The organism is Streptomyces sp. NPDC052773 (assembly GCF_044547145.1).
Lineage (GTDB): Bacteria > Actinomycetota > Actinomycetes > Streptomycetales > Streptomycetaceae > Streptomyces.
The window spans coordinates 220,388-239,253 of record NZ_JBITZX010000002.1; the positions used below are offsets into that span (position 1 = coordinate 220,388).

Genomic DNA, 18,866 nt, shown 5'->3' on the forward strand with positions numbered 1-18,866 from the left:
TCAACGGGCCCGCCAGAGTCGCGGCTGATGGAGATCAACGATCTGACACCGGCCGAACTGCGCGTCTGGCGGGCCTTCGCCCGCGGTGAGCGGGTCGACTTCCGCACCCATGAGGGCGAGGACGCCACGGACGGGGCGTCCTGGGGTCCCGAACGCACTCTCCGCGCCTCCGTGCTGAAGGCCCTCCTGCTGCACGCGCCGCAGGAGGACGGCGAGATCGCGGCCATGAAGGTCAGCGGCGCCCGGATCACCGGCCCCCTCGACCTCACCCACGCCCTCCTCGACTCCCACCCGGTCCGCCTCAGCCACTGCCACTTCACCGAGCGGCCCGAGCTGTACGGCATCCAGCTGCGCCGCCTCAGCCTCCACGGCTCCGTCCTGCCCGGACTCGGCCTCGGCAGCGCCCGCGTCGACGGCACCCTGCGACTGAGCGGCTGCCGGATCTCCGGGCCGGTGCAGCTCGCGGGCACCCAGATATCCGGCGCGCTCTTCCTGGAGGACGCAGAGCTGGCCGCCCCGGACGGCGCGGGACCGGTGCTCAAGCTCAACCAGGCGGTGATCAACGACGACCTGTGGGCGCCCCGGCTGCACGCGCGCGGTGAGATACGGCTCAACGGCGCCTCGGTCACCGGTTCGGTCAACTTCAGGGAGGCCCGGCTCGACCGGGACCAGGGCCTCGTCATCGACGCCCAGACCCTCGCCGTGGAGGGGGACTTCCTGCTGCGGCAGGCCCGGGTGCGCGGCTGGGTCGGCCTGCGCGGCGCGCGGATCGCGGGCCGTCTGGACCTGTCGTACGCCCATCTGTCCAACCCCTCCGGCGCGGCGCTGCGGGCGACCAGCGCCACCATCGGGGAGCTGTGGCTGCGCAGGGGCCCGGCGATGGAGGGCACCCTGAACCTGCGCCGCGCCCAGGTGGAAGTGCTGTTCGTGGAGCCGGAGATGCTGCCGCAGCGGGTGCTGATCAGCGGCCTCGGCTACACCTCCCTCACCCCGCACGAGCCCGCCGAGCGGCGGCTGCCGATGCTGGAGCGGGACGGCGACGGCTATGTCCCGCACGCCTACGAGCAGTTGACCGCCGCCTACCGGCGGATCGGCGACGACCACGCGGCCCGGCTGGTCCAGCTCGCCAAGCAGCGCCGGCACCGCTCGACCCTCCCCTGGTACGGCCGTCTGTGGGGCCATGTCCAGGACGCCGCCGTCGGCTACGGCTTCCGGCCGATGCGGGCCTTCGGCTGGCTGCTGTCGCTGCTCGCCGTCGGCTCGGTCGCCTACGCGCTGGAGCATCCGCCGCCGCTGAAGCCGGGCGAGGCCCCGGACTTCAACCCGGTGTTCTACACCCTCGACCTGCTGCTGCCGGTGATCTCCTTCGGGCAGGAGGCCGCGTTCGCGCCCGAGGGCTGGCACCAGGCGCTGTCGTACGTCCTGGTCGTCACCGGCTGGATTCTGGCGACGGCCGTGGTCGCCGGTGTGTCCCGGACGTTCAACCGCCTGTGAGGTGGCGCACGGCGTGCTGGGCGGCGAGACGGACGGGCGCGTTCTGGGCGCCGTAGCCGCGGTAGCCGCCGTCGCGCTGGACCAGTTCGAAGAAGACCCGGCCGACGGTGCGGGTGTAGCAGTGGCGGAAGACGCCGTGTGCGTCGCGGTCGTAGAGGATGCCGAGGTCGCGGTAGGTGTCCAGTTCCTCGTCGGGCAGGTCGAAGCGGGCGGCGAGGTCGTCGTGGTAGTTGGCGGGGACGGGCAGGAGCCGGCCACCGGCCGCGCGGAAGCGGCGGGCCGCGGCGACCACGTCGTCGGTGGCGAGCGCGATGTGCTGGGCGCGGAGGGTGTCGTCGGTGGGCGCCGCGCCGACGGTGAGCGCGATGCGGACGCTGCCGTCGTCGTTGGTGACGGCGCGGCTGCGCAGCAGGCCGTACGGGTCGGCGACGTCGACGCTCTCCTGGGCGCGCAGTCCGAGGACGCTGCGGTGGAAGAGGGCGGCCTCGTCGAACTGGTGCCAGGGCTGGGTGAGGGCGAGGTGGTCGATGCGGCGGATGTCGGGGGCGGCCGGCTCGTGTGCGGTGGGCTCGAAGTCGTCGAGCCAGTCGGGGAGTCGTGGGTCGCCGGTCGCGCAGAAGAACAGCTCGGTGCCGTCGGGGGCGGCGACCGCGTCCAGTGGGGCGTCGCCGGTGGCGCGGCGGCGGGGCAGGACGGGGGCGAGCAGGGCCTCGGCGCGGCGGGCGGCACCGGCCGGGTCGGGTGACTCCAGGCCGACGGCGGCGAGTCCGGCGCCGTCGACGGGAGTTCCGCCGCTCGGGCGCCGGGAGTGCGGGAGGGCCGCCCGGCCGGTGTTGACCAGGACGCGGGCCTCGCCCTGCTGCCACAGATCGACGGGTTTGCCGCGGTGCCGCGCCGTCCGGGCGAAGCCGAGCGCGGTGAGCAGCGCGGCGACGGGCTCCGGGTCGGGCGTGACCAGCTCGGCGAAGGCGATCCCGGTGGGCACGACCGGCTCGGGGAGGGCGGCGGCGCCGACGGCCTCCTGGAGGACCAGCAGCGAGCGGCGGGCGTCGACGGCGGTCGGTCCGGCCTCGGCCTGCCGGAAGACGTCGTTGAAGACCTCCAGGGAGAGCGGGCCGTCGTAGCCGGTGGCCAGGACCCGGCGCACGAGGTCCGCGACGTCGAATCCGCCCTGCCCCGGGAAGCAGCGGTAGTGGCGGCTCCACTGGAGCACGTCCATGGCGAGCAGCGGGGCGTCGGCGAGCTGGAGGAAGAAGATCTTCTCGCCGGGGATGTCGGCGATGCCGTCGAGGTCCTTGGGGCCGGACGTCCGGGAGAGGATGTGGAAGCTGTCCAGGCAGGTGCCGAGCGCGGGATGCCCGGCCGCCTGGACGATCCGCCAGGCGTGGTCGTAGGTGTTGACGTGCCGTCCCCAGGCGAGTGCCTCATAGGCGACCCGCACCCCGTACTCCCGGGCAGCGTCGGCGAGGGCGCTGAGCTGCTCGGCGGCGAGCGCGTCGTCGTCCACGGCCAGCGGGGAGACCGAGGAGCACACCAGCACGGTGTCCGCGCCGAGCCGGCGGGTCAGCTCGAACTTGCGCCGGGCGCGGCGCAGATTGCGGGCGAACTCCTCGGGGGGCACGGCCTCGACGTCCCGCATCGGCTGGTAGAGGTCGATGCTCAGGCCTAGGTCGGCGCAGCGGCTGCGGATCTCCTCGGGGCCGAGGGGGCTGGCCAGCAGGTCGTTCTCGAAGATCTCCACACCGTCGAAACCGGCCCGGGCGGCGGCGGTCAGCTTCTCGGTGAGGGGTCCGCTGAGGGAGACGGTGGCGATGGACGTACGCACGGCGGTACCTCTTCTTCTCTTCACGTTCTTCTCTGCGCGGGCCTTGCCGGGAGGCGGGACCTGCTGGGGTGCCGGTCCCCCTGGGGGTGCCGGCCCCCGGCTGTGGGTGCCGGCCCGGCTGTGGGTGCCGGTCCCCGTTGGGGGTGCCGGCCCGGCTGTGGCGCCGGTCCTGACCGTGGGTGCCGTCCCGCCATGAGGGGGTGGTCCCTCCATGGGGGGTCCCGCCATGGAGGGTCCCTCCAGGTGGTCCATCCATGGGGGGTCCCGCCATGGGGGGGCGGCCCTGCAATCGGTGCCGGCCCGGCGACGGCGCGGGACCCGCTCCGAGGCGGGCCCACGGCAGGGCGGACCCGCTACGGGGCGGTGGTCACTGCCCCGGCCAGTTCGGCGATGTCCGCCAGCATCGCGGCGCTGTCCGGCTCGCGTCCGGTGAACAGCCGGAAGGCGTCCACTGCCTGGAATACGGCCATCCCTCCGCCGTCCAGCGTGGCGCAACCGGCGGCGCGGGCGGTGCGCAGCAGCTCGGTCTCCAGCGGCCGGTAGACCACCTCGGCGACCCACAGCTCGGGGCGCAGCAGGGCGGCCGGGAAGGGCAGTCCGGGGTGGGCGGCCATGCCGGTGGGGGTGGCGTGGACGACGCCGTCGGCCCGCGCGAGCAGCCCGGGCAGCCGGTCGGGGGTGCCGGCGGTGGCGCGGCCGTCGCCGAAGTGCCGGGTGAGGGACGCGGCGAGGGCTGCGGCCCGCTCGGACAGCGCGTCGACGACGGTGATCCGCTCGGCGCCGAGGGTGAGCAGGGCGTGCGCGACGGCGGCGCCCGCGCCCCCGGCGCCCAGCTGGACCACCCGTTCCAGCGGCGCGTCGGGCAGGCCGCGGGCGAAGGAGGCGGCGAAGCCGGTGACGTCGGTGTTGTGGCCGACGGCGCGCCCGCCGTCGAAGACGACGGTGTTGACCGCGCCGAGCGCCTCGGCCTGCGGGGCGAGCGCGTCCAGGTGGCCGAGGACGAGCTGCTTGCAGGGGTGGGTGATGTTCAGGCCGTCGAAGCCGAGGTCGCGGGCGGCGCGCACCAGGTCGCCGACGGCCTCGGGGGGCAGGCCGAGGGTGTCGAGGTCGAGGAGCCGGTACAGATAGCGCAGGCCCTGCCGGTCGGCCTCGCGGTGGTGCAGCGCCGGGCTGAGCGAGGGTCCGATGCCGGATCCGATGAGTCCGACGAGATACGACTCCTGGGGCACGCGGACCTCCTGTGCGGGTCGCCGCCGACGGCTGTGGGGCGCCGACGGCCAGCTAATGTACGAACTAGTACGTTAGTCATAGCAGTCGTACCCCGGGAGGGGAAGCCCCGGCCGAGGGCCTTCTAGAATCTCGGCACTGGCCCCTCGCCCGAAGGATCCCGATGACCAGCGTCGACGAACCGGCACGACCGAACGGGCGCATCCGCGACGCGGCCCGCACCAAGGCCGAGATCCTCGACGTGGCCACGCAGGAGTTCGCCCGTGCCGGTTTCGACGGCGCCCGGGTCGACGAGATCGCCGCCCGCACCCGCACGACGAAGCGGATGATCTACTACTACTTCGGCGGCAAGGAGCAGCTGTTCACGGCCGTGCTGGAGCGCGCGTACGGCGTGATCCGCGAGGCCGAACAGCAGCTGGACGTCGAGCATCTGGACCCGGTCGCGGCCATCCGGCGCCTCGCCGAGCTGACGTTCGACCACCATGAGCAGCACCCGGACTTCATCCGCCTGGTGACCATCGAGAACATCCACGACGCCCAGCACATCGCCGCGTCCGAGGAGCTGGGGCGGATCGGCTCGCCGGCCCTCGACGTGATCCGCCGGATCCTGGCGGCGGGCCAGGAGTCGGGGCTGTTCACGGCCGACGTGGACGCTGTCGACCTGCACGCGATGATCAGCTCGTTCTGCTTCTTCCGGGTCGCCAACCGGCACACGTTCGGCGCGCTGTTCGGCCGGGACCTGGTCGATCCGGCACAGCGGGAGCACTACCGCACGATGCTCGGCGACATGGTGATCGCCTATCTGACGGCGGACCGCGCGGAGGACTGAGTCCGGCGGCAGCGCAGCGCACCTCCGTGCGGCACCTCCGTGCGGCATCCCCGGCGCGCCCGCTCGCGAAATCTTCCGTGCACGCACCCTTGACACCCAGGACACACGGGCGCAGCATCCCTAACCAACCCGGATTAACTATCCAGTGGGTTAATTAGCCGAGCTCCGGCACTTCCCCTCTCGCCGCACTCCGCTTACGTTGGAGCCCCCCGAAGGAGCCGCCGTGTCCGTCCCCACCCCTGCCTCCGCCGCCCCGCCCGGCCAGCCGAAGAAGGCGGCCACGGCCGCCTGGATCGGCAGCGCGCTGGAGTACTACGACTTCTTCATCTACGGCAGCGCGGCCGCCCTGATCTTCCCGGAGATCTTCTTCGACGAGTCCGACCCGGCCACCGCGACCCTGCTGTCGCTAGCCACCTTCGGCGTGGCGTACGCGGCCCGGCCGGTCGGCGCGCTCGTCCTCGGCCACTTCGGCGACCGGCTGGGCCGTAAGAAGATCATGGTCTTCACGCTGATGCTGATGGGCCTGTCGACGTTCCTCATCGGCTGTCTGCCCACCCGCGACCAGGTCGGCACCCTCGCCCCGGTCCTGCTGGTGCTGTGCCGCGTGCTCCAGGGCATCTCGGCGGCGGGCGAGCAGGCCAGCGCCAACTCGATGACGCTGGAGCACGCGCCGCCGGGCCGGCGCGGCTTCTTCACGAGCTTCACCCTGAGCGGCACGCAGGGCGGCCAGCTGCTGGCCACGCTGGTGTTCATCCCGGTCGCCGCGCTGCCCGAGGAGCATCTGCTGGCGTGGGGCTGGCGGGTGCCGTTCTGGCTGAGCGTCGCGGTCGCCGTGGTCGGCTGGGTGATCCGCCGCAAGCTGGACGAGACCCCGGCCTTCGCCCGGCAGGCGGCGACGGAGGGCGTCGCCAAGCTGCCGCTGGCGATCCTGCTGCGCGAGCACTGGGCGGATGTGCTGCGGGTGGTCGCGGGCGCTCTCGTCGCCTCGGTCAGCACGATCTTCACCGTGTGGGCGCTGGCGTACGCGACGAGCGACGCGGTCGGGATGAGCCGCTCCGGGATGCTCTGGGTGGGCGCGCTCGCCAACGTGGTGGCGCTCGCCGCCATCCCGCTGTGGGCCACGCTGTCGGACCGCGTCGGCCGCCGCCCGGTGTTCCTGATCGGCGCCGCGGGCAGCGCGGTGGCGATGTTCCTGTACCTGTGGGCGATCTCCACCGGCTCCTACCCGCTGACGCTCCTGCTCGGCATCGTCGCCTTCGGTGTCGTCTACAGCGCGGCGAACGGGGTGTGGCCGGCGTTCTACGGCGAGATGTTCACGACCCGGGTGCGGCTGTCCGGCATGGCGATCGGCACCCAGATCGGGTTCGCGGTCGCCGGTTTCGCGGTGACGTTCGCGGCGCGGATCGCCGGTCCGGACGGCGACGACTGGTTCTCGGTGGCCCTGTTCACCGCCGCCCTGTGCGTGCCGCCGATGGTCGCCGCGCTCTCGGCCCGCGAGACGCACCGGGTGCCGACCGAACGCCTCGGCGAGCGGACCCTCGCGGAGGCGCCCGGCCGGGAGACGGTCGCGGCCTGATCCGGCCAACGCGTCGCCCCCCAGAGCCCTCCGGCGGAACGCCGCCGGGGGGCTCGCCTCAGCGCCGGGGAATGCCGTACACCCGCTCCACCCTCAGCCGCAGCACCAGGCGGCGGTCGCGGACCATGGCGGCGCGGTAGTCGTCCCAGTCGGGGTGCTCGCCGCGGACGGCGCGGTACAGGCGGATCAGTTCCTCGACCGTCTCGTCGTGCGGGTCCCGGGCGACCGGGGTGAGATCGGCCGTGCCCTCGGCGACCGCGTAGGCCCAGCGGTCGGTGGTCGTGACGTGGTACGAGGCACGGGGATCGCGGCGCAGGTTGCGGGTCTTGGCGCGGTCGTCCGTGAGGGAGACACGCAGGATCCGCTCGTCCGGGTCGTAGGCGTGATTGACGTTGGACAGCTGGGGGCGGCCGTCGCGCTTGAGGGTGACGAGCACACCGTCGTGGCCTTCGGAGAGCAGGGTCAGCAGGGGGTCTTGGGTCATGACTCGGTACAACTTGCCGACCATGGACCCGCATTCCCCGCTGACCACAGGGAGTAGACAGTGTCTACGACCACCTGGTAGACACTGTCTATGACTGCTGCGGAGGATCAGGAGCCGGGCCTGCGTGCCCGCTTGGTGGAAGTCGGCGTCGACCTGGTGAACCGGGAGGGCGCCCAGGCGCTGACCCTGCGGGAGATCGCCCGCCGGGCCGGCGTCTCCCACGGGGCACCGCGCCGCCACTTCCCCACCCATCTCGAACTGCTGTCGGCGATCGCCCGCCGGGGCTTCGAAGCGCTGGGCGAGCGGGCGCGGGAGGCGCTCGGGGACGGTTCGGCGAGCCCGCGCGAGCAGGTGGCGGCGCTCTGCCGGGCGTATCTGGAGTTCGCGCTGAACCGTCCCGGCATGTACGAGCTGATGTTCCGTCACGATCTCTTGAAAAGCGAGCACTTGGGCCTGCGGAACACCAGCCTTCCCCTCTTCGGCCTCCTGGTGGAGCTGGTGGGCCGGGCGCGTCCGGACGCCGCCGACGCCCGTGCCGTGGCGGCGGCGCTGTGGGCGAACCTGCACGGCATAGCCCAGCTGTGGGGCTGGGGCAGCCTCCAACTCGCCACCGGCACCGAGCACTTCGACCCGCTGCTGCGCACCGCCCTCGACGCCCACCTCGGCCCCGGGTCCGGCCGGTGAACCGCCGTCTGACGCTGGCGAGCAGCGTGGCCGGGGCGGTGGTGGTCGCCCTGGACGGCACCGTCCTGACGATCGCCCAGCCCACCCTGCAACGGGATCTCGACGCCTCCTTCGCACAGGTGCAGTGGACCACCACCGGGTATCTCGTCGCGGTGGCCGCGCTGCTGGTGTTCGCGGGGCGGCTCGGCGACCGGTACGGGCACCGGCGGCTCTTCGGCCTCGGCATGCTCGGCTTCGCCGCCGCGTCGGCCGGGATCGGGCTGGCGCCCGGCATCGGCTGGGTGATCGCGCTGCGGGTCGCCCAGGGCGTGTTCGGGGCACTGCTCCAGCCCGCCACGCTCGGCATGCTGCGCGCCGCCTACCCGCCGGACCGGCTGCGCCGGCCGCTCGCCGTGCGTACCGCCGCGATAGGGGTGGCTGCCGCCGCCGGGCCGCTTCTCGGCGGGGTGCTGGTGACGGAGCTGGGCTGGCGGGCGGTGTTCTTCGCGCAGGTCGCGCCGGCGGCGCTCTTCGGGCTGCTCGCCCTGGCCACGCGCAGGCCCGAGCCGCCGCGCACCGCCGTGCGGCTGGACCTCCCCGGCGCGCTGCTGCTCGCGCTGACCCTCGCCGCCCTCGTGCACGGCCTCGGGGGCGTCGCCGACTCGGGCGGCCTCGCCGCGGCGGCACCGGCTCTCGAGGTCGCCGTCGTCGCCGGGATGGTGTTCGTACGGCACGAGCGGCGGACCGCGCACCCGCTGCTGCCCGCCGACGTGATCCGGTCGGCGTCCGTGGGCTCCGCGCTCGGTGTGCTCATCGCCGCCTCCGCCGCGCTGCACGGCACGCTGTTCGTCTGCGTGTACCTCCTCCAGGACACCCTCGGCCTCACCCCCTTCCAGACCGCCCTGCGCAGCCTGCCCCTGGCCGTCTTCATGATCGCCGCGGCACCCGTGTGCGCGGTCCTGCTACGGCGGTCCGGAGCCCGGCGGACAACCGTCACGGCCATGCTCGTCCTCGCCTCCGGCATCGCGATCCTCTCCACCGCATCCGCCCCCCTCCCCCTCTGCACCGGCTTCGCCCTGGTCGGCGCCGGATTCGGCACGGTGATGGTCGCGGCCACCCACGTCGTCGTACGACACGCCCCCGCGGAGTCGGCCGGAGTGGCAGGCGGCCTCCAGCAAACCGCACTGAACACCGGCCCCGCCCTGGGCGTCGCCGCAGCAGCCCTGCTCATCCACGTGGGCTCCCTGCGCACCCCCTTGCTGGTCCTGGCGCTGCTGGGCGCGGTGGCTGCGGTGATGGGCGGTGCGCTGCCCGGGCGGGCGGCGGCGAAGGCCGAGGAACGGCCCGAGCGGGGTGGCGCTACAGCGGCGACGGCCGGCCGTGAGGCGGGGTGAGCCGCCGGGCCGGGGCTCGGGCCCGCATCCGCGCGACGGCGGTTGCCGGACGTGAGATCCGGCGAGCCGCCGGGACCCGGGCTCGGACCCGCACCCGCGCGACGGCGACTGCCGGGCTCAGGCCGGTGAGGACACCGACGCGGAGCCATGCGGCGGCGGTTGCCGGACATGAGACCCGGTGAGCCGCCGGGCCCCGGGCTCGGACCCGCACCCGCACCCGCACCCGCGCCACGGCGACTGCCAGTCACCCGGACGCCCGCAGGCCGCAGGCCACGTGTGGCCGTGCGGGAGGGCACGGCCCTCGGCGCGAGGCGTCGGCGGACGCCCTCTGTCGCTGCAGCTCGGCAGGTGGCTGGGGGACCATGAGGTCTGAGGGCTTCTGCACGGGGTATGCCCGATCGCACCTCGACGAACGCGATCGGAGGAGAGCGATGGCACAGCTGCGACAAGAGGTCGAACCGGAGGCCGCGGGACTGGATGCGCGGGCGCTGGAGCGGCTGGACCGGCATTTCGCCCGTCAGGTCGACGACGGGCGGCTGCCCGGCTTCCTCGTGGCCGTCGCGCGCGGTGGCCGGGTCGCCCACCTCACCACGTACGGGCACCGGGACATCGCCGCGGGACTGCCCGTGCGGCCGGACACGCTGTGGCGGATCTACTCGATGACCAAGCCGTTCACCGCGGTGGCCGCGCTGCTGCTGATGGAGGAGGGGCGGCTCGCGCTGGACGACCCGGTCGCCCGGTATCTGCCGGAGTTCGCCGACGCCCGCGTCTACGTCGAGGGCTCCGGCGACGACGTACGCACCCGCCCCGCCGCCGGTCCCATACGGATCCGGCATCTGATGACCCACACCGCGGGCCTGACCTTCGCCTTCTACCACACCCACCCGGTCGACGCGCTCTACCGCGAGGCCGGCCTGCACTCGTCGGTGGCGCCGGGCACCGACCTGGCGGGCACGGTCGAGGTGTACGCGCGGATGCCGCTGCAGTTCGAACCGGGCAGCCAGTGGAACTACTCGGTGGCCAGCAACGTACTCGGCCGGGTCATCGAGGTCGTGTCGGGCACGTCCCTGGACGTGTTCTTCGCCGAGCGGATCTTCCGGCCGCTCGGCATGCCGGACGCGGGGTTCGAGGTCGACGACGAACAGGCGGGCCGGCTCGCCGAGTTGTACGGCGAGAAGGAGGACGGCAGCGGGATCGAACCGATCCCCGGACTACCGCTGCACGGCCGGCCGCGGTTCCTGTCCGGCAGCGGGGGCATGGTGGCGAGCGCGTACGACATCCACCGGTTCATGGAGCTGCTGCGCCGCCGCGGCGAACTGGACGGGGTGCGGCTGCTGGCCCCCGACACCGTCGGCCTGATGACCTCCAACCAGCTGCCCGGCGGCGCCGACCTGCGCTCCTTCGGCAGCCGCCCGGCCCACGACGAGCCCGGCAACGAGGGCGTCGGCTTCGGGCTCGGCGTGTCCGTGGTGATCGACCCGTCCCGCACCCAGGCGCCGTCCGGTCTCGGCACCTTCGGCTGGAGCGGGGTGGCGACGACGACGTTCTGGGTCGACCCGGGCCGGGACCTGACCGTGCAGTTCCTTACCCAGCTGCGGCCACGCCGCTCGCACACCGTCTACCCGGATCTGAAGCGGCTGGTCCACGAGGCGGTCGCGCCGCTGTCGTCACCGTCGTCACGCCGGTAGCCGGCCCCCGGTGGTGGGGCGGACCGCGGTGACCGGTGCGGCAGGGGCGGTCCCGCCCCCCGACGGGGCCGTCCCTGCCGCGCCTCGTCCCGCGAGCCCGGGACCGCTCAGGACCAGTGGGCCACCGCGTCCAGGTGGGGCAGATGGTGGTCCATCCGCTCCCGCTTCGTACGCAGGTAGGTGATGTTGTTCTCGCACGGCGGGATGAGCAGCGGGACCTGCTCGGCGACCTGTATGCCGTGCCGCACCAACGCCTCCCGTTTGCGCGGGTTGTTGGACATCAGCCGCACCGACCGCACCCCGAGGTCCTGGAGGATCCCGGCGGCGACCCCGTAGTCGCGGGCGTCCACCGGCAGGCCCAGCGCCAGGTTCGCCTCGACCGTGTCCAGCCCCTCCGCCTGCAGCGCCATCGCTCGCAACTTGCCGAGCAGCCCGATGCCACGGCCCTCGTGTCCCCTCAAGTAGACGACGACGCCGGCCCCTTCGGCCACGACCGCGCGCAGCGCCGACGCCAGCTGGTCGCCGCACTCGCAGTGCCGCGAGCCGAACGCGTCGCCGGTCAGGCACTCCGAGTGCAGCCGGGTGAGGACATCGTCGGCGCCTATGTCACCGTGGACGAGGACGACTTGCTCCTCACCGCGGTCGTGGTCGAGATATCCGATCGCCTGAAATCGTCCGTACACGGTCGGCAGCGGGGCATTCACCACGCGTTCCACGCCGGTGCGGTGCGTCGGCTTTCCGCCGATGACGCCGATGTTTTCTGTCATGATCTGAGTTCCTCAAACAGAGACGAAAGGCCGTGAAGAAATGAATGGTTCGGGTCTGTTGCCGGCGGACACCACGGAGGACGTGCGCGCCAGGGGGGCCGGTGTGCCACGGCAGGTCGCCGTTCTTCCGGTCGGGAGTTTCGAGCAGCACGGCCCGTACCTTCCGCTGGCCACCGACACGCTCGTCGCCTGCGCGATAGCCCGGGAGATCGCCGCCGCGTACCCGGTGCACCTCCTTCCTCCGGTGACCGTCTCCTGCTCGCACGAGCACGCGGCCTGGCCGGGAACCGTCAGCATCTCCTCGGTGACCCTTCACGCGGTGATACGGGACATGGCGGCCTCGCTGCGCCGGTCCGGCGTCGAGGCGCTGGTGCTGGTCAACGGGCACGGCGGGAACTACGTCCTGGGCAACGTCGTCCAGGAGTCCACCGCGCGCGGCGAGCGCATGGCCCTCTTCCCGGCCCCGGAGGACTGGGAGACGGCGCGGGAACGCGCGAAGGTGGTGACCTCGCTGCTCACCGACATGCACGCGGGCGAAATAGAGACCTCCATCCTGCTGCACACTCATCCGGAATCGGTCCGGCCCGGATATGAGACGGCCGATTTCATCGCCGACGACCGGCGTCATCTGCTCACCACCGGTATGTCCGCCTATACCGATTCGGGGGTCATCGGGCGGCCTTCCCTGGGCACCGCGGAAAAGGGGAAGGAACTGCTGGCGAGCCTGGGGGATTCCTTCGCCCCGTGTTTCGAACTGCTCACCTCCGAGCCGTCCACCGCCGGGGAGGCGGACCGGGCGTAGCGGCCCGCGGGGCGGGGACGGACGAGCGGCCGACGAGCGGCTGGGTGGCGGACGGGCCGGCGACGGGTGGCCGGGCGGCGGACGGGCCCGCGACGGGTGGCCGGGCGGCGGACGGCGAGCACCAGGGCGCCGGGGAGGCTCGCCGCGAGGCTCAGCACGCCGTAGACCACGGCGACCGTGAGGCCGTCGGCCGCGCCCAGTCCGGCGGCGCCGAACGACCAGGCGGTGACGCCCTCCCGGGGGCCCCAGCCCGCCACGTTCAGCGGCAGGCTCATGGCGAGCAGCGCGAGCACCGCGAGCGGCAGCAGCACCGGCGCGGAGGCGTCGCTGCCGGCGATCCGGGCCGCCAGCAGGAACATCGCGAGGTGGCCGGCCAGGACGACCACCGACGCGACGGCGACTCCCGGCCCGTTGCGCCGCGAGCACAGCGCCGCCCGAACCTCCGCCCCGAGTCGGCGGCGTGTACGGGCCTTCGGGCCCCGGTTCAGCCGTACGGCGAGACCGACCGCGAGCGCGCCCAGCGCGGCGACCGCCACCGGCAGGGCGAGTTGGCGGGCCTCCGCGCGCACCGGGGACGGCACGACCAGCAGGATCCCGGCACCGGCCACCGCCAGCACCACCTGCCCCGCGGCCCGTTCGAGCACCACCGCCCGTACCCCCCGGCCGAGGTCCCCCGCGTCGCGCCCGTGCCGTACGGCCCGGTGCACATCGCCGAGGACGCCGCCGGGCAGGGCCGCGTTGAGGAACAGCGCCCGGTAGTAGTCGGCCACCGCCGGCCCGTACGGCAGCCGGATGCCGAGCCCGCGGGCCACCAACTGCCAGCGCCACGCGCTGCACGCGGTGGTGACCACACCGATGCCTACGGCCGCCGGCAGGGCGGTCCCGTCGATCCGCCGCAGTCCGTCGAGGAAGGCGCCGGTGCCCAGCCGCCAGACGAGAACGGCGAGGAGGGCCGTGCCGGCGAGGGTGCCGAGGTGGGTGCGCAGGGTGCGGGACGGCGTCACGACGCCCCGCTCGCCGGGCGGGACAGCGCCAGCAGGTCGCTGTGGTGGACCGTGACCCGCAACTCCCCCGCCGCGCAGGCCGCGAGCCGCGCCGCCAGGTACTTCTGGGCGGGCCCGGCCAGCTCGGGGCGCTGCTCGACGGCGGCGCCCACCCAGCCGCGCAGCCACGGCACGATCAGCGCCGCGTCGCCGGGGCCGAGCCGCCAGGGGCTCGGCCGCACCAGCACCGTGGCACCCCGGTCGGCGAAGGCCTCGCGGGCCGCCTCGACGGCGTCCGGGCCGAGCAGTCCGGAACGCCGCTGGTGGGCGTTGAACGCCTCGGTGATGTCCCCGTCCAGCGGGTCCTGCGGGGTCAGTTCGACCCGGCCGGCCACGGACAGCGTCAGCAGCGCCGGGCACCCGGCGTCCGCGCAGGCGGCGGCGAGCGTGTCGACCTCCTCGCGGGTGAGGACGTCGAGCAGCGCGGACGCCGTCACCAGGGAGGCGCCGGCGAGGGCGTCGGCGGTGAGCCGGGCGAGGTCGCCGCGCCGGGTCTCCACGGTGACGCGGCTGCCGTCGGCGGCGGAGCGCGGGGAGGCCACGGCGGCGAAGTGCAGCAGATAGGGGTCGCGGTCGTGCAGCACCCAGTGCTGGGCGCCGTCGAGCCGGGGCGCCAGCCAGCGGCCCATCGAGCCGGTGCCACAGCCCAGGTCGTGCACGACGAGCCCGCCGGCCCGGCCGGGCAGGTTGGCCAGCCGGATCCGCAGCGGATCCAGCAACTCCGCCGCCCGCGCCACCGCGTCGGCGCCCTCCCGCAGCCGCAGCCACTCGGGCGCGTACCGCGGCGGCTCCTCACCGTCACCGCCGTCCCGCAACCGCACGGTGGGCCGCTCCCCCGTCCGCGCGGCCCCCCGCACGGGGGGTCCGGCGGGCCCGGCACCGGCGATGACCCCGGACACCTCCGCCGCCCCCGTCCCGGCGCCCGGCGCCCCGTCCGAGTCGGCGTCCGCACCCGGAGACAGCTCTGAGCCCACAGCGCCTCCCGCCTCCGCGCTCGGCGACGCCACGGGTGCCGCTCCCGGCCCACCGACCGGCGACGCGTAGGAACCTGCGCCCTCCCCCGACCCACCGACCGGTGGCACGTCCGAACCCGCGCCCTCCCCCGGCCCGCCGACCGGCGAGACGTCCGAACCCGCGCCCTCCCCCGGCCCACCGACCGGCGGCACGCCTCGGACGGCACCGTCTCCGGGCCCCGCGACCGGCGGGGCCAGGGACATCACCCCCGCCCCCTCCTCCGGCTCCGGTCGCGACGGGCGCGGGCCGCCCCGCTGGGGTGGGTGGGTCGTCGTCGTGGTGTCGTTCATGCCGCCCTCCGGGGTTCGCTGGGGAGCCGGCTGAGGATGCCGGCGAGGGAGCGGGCAGTGGTGGCCCAGCCGTCGAGGGCGGCGCGGCGGCCCCGCGCGGCGGCCTTGAGGCGGCGGCGCACGTCCGGCTCGCCGAACCAGCCGCGCAGCTCCGCGGCGAGCGCGGCCGGGTCCTCGGGCGGGACGAGGATGCCGGGCACCCCGCCGTCCGGGGCGCGGCCGACCGCCTCCGGGAGGCCGCCCACGTCCGTGGCCAGCACCGGGATGCCGCGCGCCAGGGCCTCCGTGACCGCCATGCCGTAGGTCTCGGCGTACGACGCGAGGACCATCAGGTCGGCGGCGGCGTAGCTGGCGTCGAGGGCGGCCCCGGACTGCGGCCCCGCGAGGTGGATACGGTGCGTGAGGCCGTGGTGGTCGATGAGGGCCCGGAGCCGGGCGACGTACTCCCGGTCCTGGGTCAGTCCGCCCACGCACACACAGCTCCACGGCAGGTCGGTGACCGCGGCCAGTGCCTCCACCAGTCGGTGCTGGCCCTTGCGCGGGGTGACCGCGGCGACGCACAGCAGCCGTGACACGCCGTCGGTGCCGGGCGCGAGGGGCGCGATGTCGGCGCCGGGCGCGGCGGCGTGCACGCGGTCGGGGGCGAGCCCGTGGTGGGCGACGAGCCGGCGGACCGCCCAGTCGCTGGTGGCGATCACCGCGGGGACCGCGCGCAGGACCTCCCGCTCGCGGGCGTCCAGGTCCGCGGCCGTCTCGGGCGCGAGGCCGGTCTCGTCGCCGAGCGGGAGGTGGACGAGGACGGCGAGCCGCAGCCGCTCCGCCTCCGGGACGATCACCTCGGGGACGCCGCAGGCGACGAGCCCGTCGAGCAGGACGACCGCGCCGTCCGGCAACTGCCGTAGCGCGGTGGCGAGTTCGGCGCGGGCGGTGGCGTCCGGGCGGGGCCACGCGCCGGCCACCGGGTGCCGCTGGACCTGCCAGCCGAAGCCGGGCAGGTCCAGGCAGATGCGCCGGTCGTAGGCGTTGCCGCCGCTGGGCGCGGACGGGTCGTCGACGCCGCCCGGCAGGACGAAGTGGACGGTCCGCAGGGACATCCGGACGATCTCCGCGCCGACCAGGGCGGGGGCCTGGACGGGGACGTAGCCGAGCGTGGGCTGTTCGGTCATCGCGTCGGTCACAGGGCACGCTCGTAACTCGCCCAGGCGACATGCGACTCGTGCAGTGTGACCGTGATGCCCGCGATGCCCCGCGCACCCGCGCCCAGCGCGCCCTTGTGCACCCGCTCGGCGAGCCGGTCGGCGATGACCTTCGCGAGGAACTCGGTGGAGGTGTTCACCCCGGCGAAGTCGGGCTCGTTGTCGAGGTTTCGGTAGTTCAACTCGCCGACCACCGCACCGAGTTCCCGGGTGGCCAGGCCGATGTCGACGACGATGTTGTCGTCGTCCAGCTCGGGCCGCCGGAAGGTGGCGTCCACCAGGAACGTCGCTCCGTGCAGGCGCTGCGCGGGACCGAAGACCTCGCCGCGGAAGCTGTGGGCGATCATGATGTGATCGCGGACGGTGACACTGAACAAGGGAACGCCCCTTCGGGTGCGGTGCATCGATGCCGACTAGTACGGCTGATGGCCTTCCCTTGTTCAGCGGCGGTCAGACCGGGTAACGCACCCGGTGGCACAGCGCCGGGATCCGGCCGTCGGCCAGCCGCGGCAGCACGTCCGGCAGCTCCTCGAAGGCGCACTCGCCCGTGATGAGCGCGTCGAGCGCCGGGTCGGCGAGCAGGTCCAGGGCGAGGGCGAGCCGGTCACCGTACGAGCGGCGGGCGCGGCGGGCCGGGGAGACGGTGCCGACCTGGCTGCTGCGCAGGGTGATCCGCCGGGCGTGGAAGTCCTCGCCGAGCGGCACGCTCACCTTCCGGTCGCCGTACCAGCTGAGTTCGAGGACCGTGCCCTCGGTGGCGACGAGTTCGAGGGAGCGGGCGAGGCCCTGGTCGGTGGCGCTGGCGTGGACGACCAGGTCGCAGTCGCCGAGCGCGTCGGCGGGGGCGGCGAAGCCGACGCCGAGGGCCTCGGCGGTCTCGGCGCGGGCGGGGTCGGTGTCGACCAACTGGACGCGTACGCCCGGGAAGCGGGCCAGCAGCGCGGCCACCGAGCAGCCGACCATGCCGCCGCCGACGACCGCGATCCGGTCGCCGACCAGTGGTGCGGCGTCCCACAGCGCGTTGACCGCGGTCTCCACGGTGCCGGCGAGGACGGCCCGTTCGGCGGGCACCTGGTCCGGGACGGGAGTGACGGCGGAGGCGGGAACGACGTAGCGGGTCTGGTGCGGGTGCAGGCAGAAGACGGTACGGCCGGTCAGCCCGGCCGGCCCTTCCTCGACGACGCCGACGGAGAGGTAGCCGTACTTCACCGGCCCCGGGAAGTCGCCCTCCTGGAACGGCGCCCGCATCGCCGCGTACTGGCTGCGCGGCACACCGCCGCGGAAGACCAGCGTCTCCGTGCCCCGGCTCACCCCCGACCACAGCGCGCGCACCACCACCTCCCCCTCGACCGGCTCCGGAAGCTCGGCGTCGCGTATCTCTCCGTGGCCCGGAGCGGTGAGCCAGAACGCACGTGCGGTGCGCGTCATCGGCGGTCCTCCTGAACGGTCGGCCAGTGGTGCACGTACCGAGATGGCACAGGCCGCGCACAGTACGCGGCGTTGATCGACTCTGTCACACGGCCGGAGGATGTGCGGTGGCCCTGAACAACACATACGGTGCGAGGCCGGTCCAGCAGGAGGCCGCGGTGGGCGCGGGCCTGCAGATCCTGCTGCTGGCCCTGCTCGGCTCGGCGATCGGGATGGGCCCGGCGGGCCGGCTGACCGGCCTGCTCTTCGCGGTCGTCGGCTGGGCGGTCCTCTCCCGCGCCGTCCACCGCTCCGATCTCGCCTCCTTCGGCCCCGCCAACCGCGTCACCCTCGGCCGCGCCACCCTCGTCGGCGCGGTGACGGCCCTCGTCGCCGACTCGTTCCGCGGAGCGCCGCCCGTCGCGCTGCTCGTCGGCCTGACGGCGGTCGCGCTCGTCCTCGACGGCGTGGACGGGAAGGTGGCGCGACGGACGGGGACCTCGTCGGCACTGGGGGCGCGCTTCGACATGGAGGTCGACGCGTTCCTCATCCTCGTGCTGAGTGTGTACGTCTCCCGGGAGCTGGGGCCGTGGGTGCTGCTGATCGGCGCCATGCGGTACGCCTTCGTCGCCGCGGCCCGCGTCCAGCCGTGGCTGAACGCCCCCCTGCCCCCGAGCACCGCCCGCAAGGCGGTCGCCGCGATCCAGGGCGTGTTCCTGCTGATCGCCGCCTCCGGTCTGCTGCCCGGCGCGGTCAACGCGGGAGTGGTGGCGGTGGCGTTGGGGCTGCTGGTGTGGTCGTTCGGGCGCGATGTGCGGTGGTTGTGGCGGAGGTCGCGGGTGGTGCGGCGGGACCCGGGGGCGGGGGCACCTGCGGCGGGCGTGGTGCAGGGGGCGTCGGCGAACTCGGTGGCGTTCGTGGCGCAGGGGGCGCCGACGGGATCGGTGACGGTCATGGCGCAGGCAGCGTCGGCGGGGTCGGCTGCGGGCGTTGTGCAGGAGGCGTCGGCGGGGTCGGCTGCGGGCGTTGTGCAGGAGGCGTCGGCGGGGTCGGCTGCGGGCGTTGTGCAGGAGGCGTCGGCGGGGTCGGCTGCGGCCGTAGCGGAGGGAGTCTCGGCGGGACCGGTGGCGGCCGTAGCGGAGGGAGTCTCGGCGGGACCGGTGGCGG

15 protein-coding genes and 2 pseudogenes are annotated in these 18,866 nt (G+C 74.3%); 8 read left to right on the plus strand and 9 right to left on the minus strand.

Translation table 11 applies throughout. From position 1 onward, the window contains the following. Positions 1-27: 27 nt before the first annotated feature. On the plus strand, positions 28-1,494 hold the full coding sequence (locus ACIG0D_RS06075) for a membrane-associated oxidoreductase (protein WP_399796569.1): 1,467 nt from the start codon (positions 28-30) through the stop codon (positions 1,492-1,494). Here ACIG0D_RS06075 and ACIG0D_RS06080 read toward each other — a convergent pair. Both ACIG0D_RS06080 and ACIG0D_RS06085 read right to left on the minus strand, forming a co-directional pair. Next, positions 1,481-3,319: a bifunctional sugar phosphate isomerase/epimerase/4-hydroxyphenylpyruvate dioxygenase family protein gene (locus tag ACIG0D_RS06080; RefSeq protein ID WP_399796570.1), complete on the minus strand. Its 1,839-nt coding sequence runs from the start codon at positions 3,317-3,319 to the stop codon at positions 1,481-1,483. The genes ACIG0D_RS06075 and ACIG0D_RS06080 overlap by 14 nt on opposite strands. 353 nt (positions 3,320-3,672) lie before the next feature. Next, entirely contained in the window at positions 3,673-4,548 is an 876-nt protein-coding gene (locus ACIG0D_RS06085; protein WP_399796571.1) for a shikimate dehydrogenase, read from the minus strand. Between the two features lie 161 nt (positions 4,549-4,709). Here ACIG0D_RS06085 and ACIG0D_RS06090 point away from each other — a divergent pair, with 161 nt between their 5' ends. Both ACIG0D_RS06090 and ACIG0D_RS06095 read left to right on the plus strand, forming a co-directional pair. Further along, entirely contained in the window at positions 4,710-5,375 is a 666-nt protein-coding gene (locus ACIG0D_RS06090; RefSeq protein ID WP_399796572.1) for a TetR/AcrR family transcriptional regulator, read from the plus strand. Between the two features lie 223 nt (positions 5,376-5,598). Then, positions 5,599-6,951 (plus strand): MFS transporter, encoded by a 1,353-nt coding sequence (locus ACIG0D_RS06095; RefSeq protein ID WP_399796574.1) that lies wholly within the window; start codon positions 5,599-5,601, stop codon positions 6,949-6,951. A 58-nt stretch (positions 6,952-7,009) separates the two neighbouring features. Here ACIG0D_RS06095 and ACIG0D_RS06100 read toward each other — a convergent pair whose 3' ends face one another. Continuing rightward, positions 7,010-7,435, minus strand: a complete 426-nt coding sequence (locus ACIG0D_RS06100) for a PPOX class F420-dependent oxidoreductase (RefSeq protein ID WP_399796575.1) — start codon at positions 7,433-7,435, stop codon at positions 7,010-7,012. Between the two features lie 90 nt (positions 7,436-7,525). On the opposite strand from ACIG0D_RS06100, the gene ACIG0D_RS06105 reads away from it, so the two are divergent. The 3 genes from ACIG0D_RS06105 (at position 7,526) to ACIG0D_RS06115 (ending at position 11,180) form a co-directional block, all read left to right on the plus strand. Continuing rightward, positions 7,526-8,119, plus strand: a complete 594-nt coding sequence (locus tag ACIG0D_RS06105) for a TetR/AcrR family transcriptional regulator (protein ID WP_399796576.1) — start codon at positions 7,526-7,528, stop codon at positions 8,117-8,119. Next, the gene (locus ACIG0D_RS06110; RefSeq protein WP_399796578.1) at positions 8,116-9,492 is read left to right on the plus strand and encodes an MFS transporter; all 1,377 of its coding nucleotides are present in this window, start codon (positions 8,116-8,118) and stop codon (positions 9,490-9,492) included. The genes ACIG0D_RS06105 and ACIG0D_RS06110 overlap by 4 nt, the downstream gene beginning before the upstream one ends. 431 nt (positions 9,493-9,923) lie before the next feature. Further along, positions 9,924-11,180 (plus strand): serine hydrolase domain-containing protein, encoded by a 1,257-nt coding sequence (locus tag ACIG0D_RS06115; protein ID WP_399796580.1) that lies wholly within the window; start codon positions 9,924-9,926, stop codon positions 11,178-11,180. Between the two features lie 107 nt (positions 11,181-11,287). Here ACIG0D_RS06115 and ribA read toward each other — a convergent pair whose 3' ends face one another. Then, positions 11,288-11,947, minus strand: coding sequence for a GTP cyclohydrolase II (gene ribA, locus ACIG0D_RS06120; protein WP_399796582.1), 660 nt, complete (start codon positions 11,945-11,947; stop codon positions 11,288-11,290). A 40-nt stretch (positions 11,948-11,987) separates the two neighbouring features. Between ribA and ACIG0D_RS06125 the strand changes: the two genes are divergently transcribed. After that, positions 11,988-12,749 (plus strand): creatininase family protein, encoded by a 762-nt coding sequence (locus ACIG0D_RS06125; protein WP_399796584.1) that lies wholly within the window; start codon positions 11,988-11,990, stop codon positions 12,747-12,749. 194 nt (positions 12,750-12,943) lie between these two features. On the opposite strand, the pseudogene ACIG0D_RS06130 reads toward ACIG0D_RS06125, so the two are convergent. From ACIG0D_RS06130 to ACIG0D_RS06150, 5 genes and pseudogenes are all read right to left on the minus strand, one after another. Continuing rightward, positions 12,944-13,753 (minus strand): annotated as a pseudogene (locus ACIG0D_RS06130) (lysylphosphatidylglycerol synthase transmembrane domain-containing protein); the annotation flags it as partial. Beyond that, positions 13,750-14,691, minus strand: a complete 942-nt coding sequence (locus tag ACIG0D_RS06135; RefSeq protein ID WP_399797062.1) for a class I SAM-dependent methyltransferase — start codon at positions 14,689-14,691, stop codon at positions 13,750-13,752. The pseudogene ACIG0D_RS06130 and the gene ACIG0D_RS06135, both read right to left, overlap by 4 nt. Positions 14,692-15,092: 401 nt before the next feature. Then, positions 15,093-16,262 (minus strand): glycosyltransferase family 4 protein, encoded by a 1,170-nt coding sequence (locus tag ACIG0D_RS06140; protein ID WP_399796585.1) that lies wholly within the window; start codon positions 16,260-16,262, stop codon positions 15,093-15,095. A gap of 8 nt (positions 16,263-16,270) precedes the next feature. Next, positions 16,271-16,669, minus strand: a complete 399-nt coding sequence (locus ACIG0D_RS06145; protein WP_399796587.1) for a 6-pyruvoyl trahydropterin synthase family protein — start codon at positions 16,667-16,669, stop codon at positions 16,271-16,273. Positions 16,670-16,742: 73 nt separating this feature from the next. Beyond that, positions 16,743-17,720 (minus strand): zinc-binding alcohol dehydrogenase, encoded by a 978-nt coding sequence (locus ACIG0D_RS06150; RefSeq protein WP_399796589.1) that lies wholly within the window; start codon positions 17,718-17,720, stop codon positions 16,743-16,745. A 107-nt stretch (positions 17,721-17,827) separates the two neighbouring features. Between ACIG0D_RS06150 and ACIG0D_RS06155 the strand changes: the two are divergent. After that, a pseudogene (locus ACIG0D_RS06155) lies at positions 17,828-18,541 on the plus strand (CDP-alcohol phosphatidyltransferase family protein); the annotation flags it as partial. Positions 18,542-18,866 lie beyond the last annotated feature (325 nt).

Coding starts and splice junctions, on each gene's coding strand:
- ACIG0D_RS06075 (WP_399796569.1), top strand. CDS start 28: ATGGAGATCAACGATCTGACACCGGCCGAACTGCGCGTCTGGCGGGCC.
- ACIG0D_RS06090 (WP_399796572.1), top strand. CDS start 4,710: ATGACCAGCGTCGACGAACCGGCACGACCGAACGGGCGCATCCGCGAC.
- ACIG0D_RS06100 (WP_399796575.1), bottom strand. CDS start 7,435: ATGACCCAAGACCCCCTGCTGACCCTGCTCTCCGAAGGCCACGACGGT.
- ACIG0D_RS06105 (WP_399796576.1), top strand. CDS start 7,526: ATGACTGCTGCGGAGGATCAGGAGCCGGGCCTGCGTGCCCGCTTGGTG.
- ACIG0D_RS06115 (WP_399796580.1), top strand. CDS start 9,924: ATGGCACAGCTGCGACAAGAGGTCGAACCGGAGGCCGCGGGACTGGAT.
- ribA (WP_399796582.1), bottom strand. CDS start 11,947: ATGACAGAAAACATCGGCGTCATCGGCGGAAAGCCGACGCACCGCACC.
- ACIG0D_RS06125 (WP_399796584.1), top strand. CDS start 11,988: ATGAATGGTTCGGGTCTGTTGCCGGCGGACACCACGGAGGACGTGCGC.
- ACIG0D_RS06140 (WP_399796585.1), bottom strand. CDS start 16,262: ATGACCGAACAGCCCACGCTCGGCTACGTCCCCGTCCAGGCCCCCGCC.
- ACIG0D_RS06150 (WP_399796589.1), bottom strand. CDS start 17,720: ATGACGCGCACCGCACGTGCGTTCTGGCTCACCGCTCCGGGCCACGGA.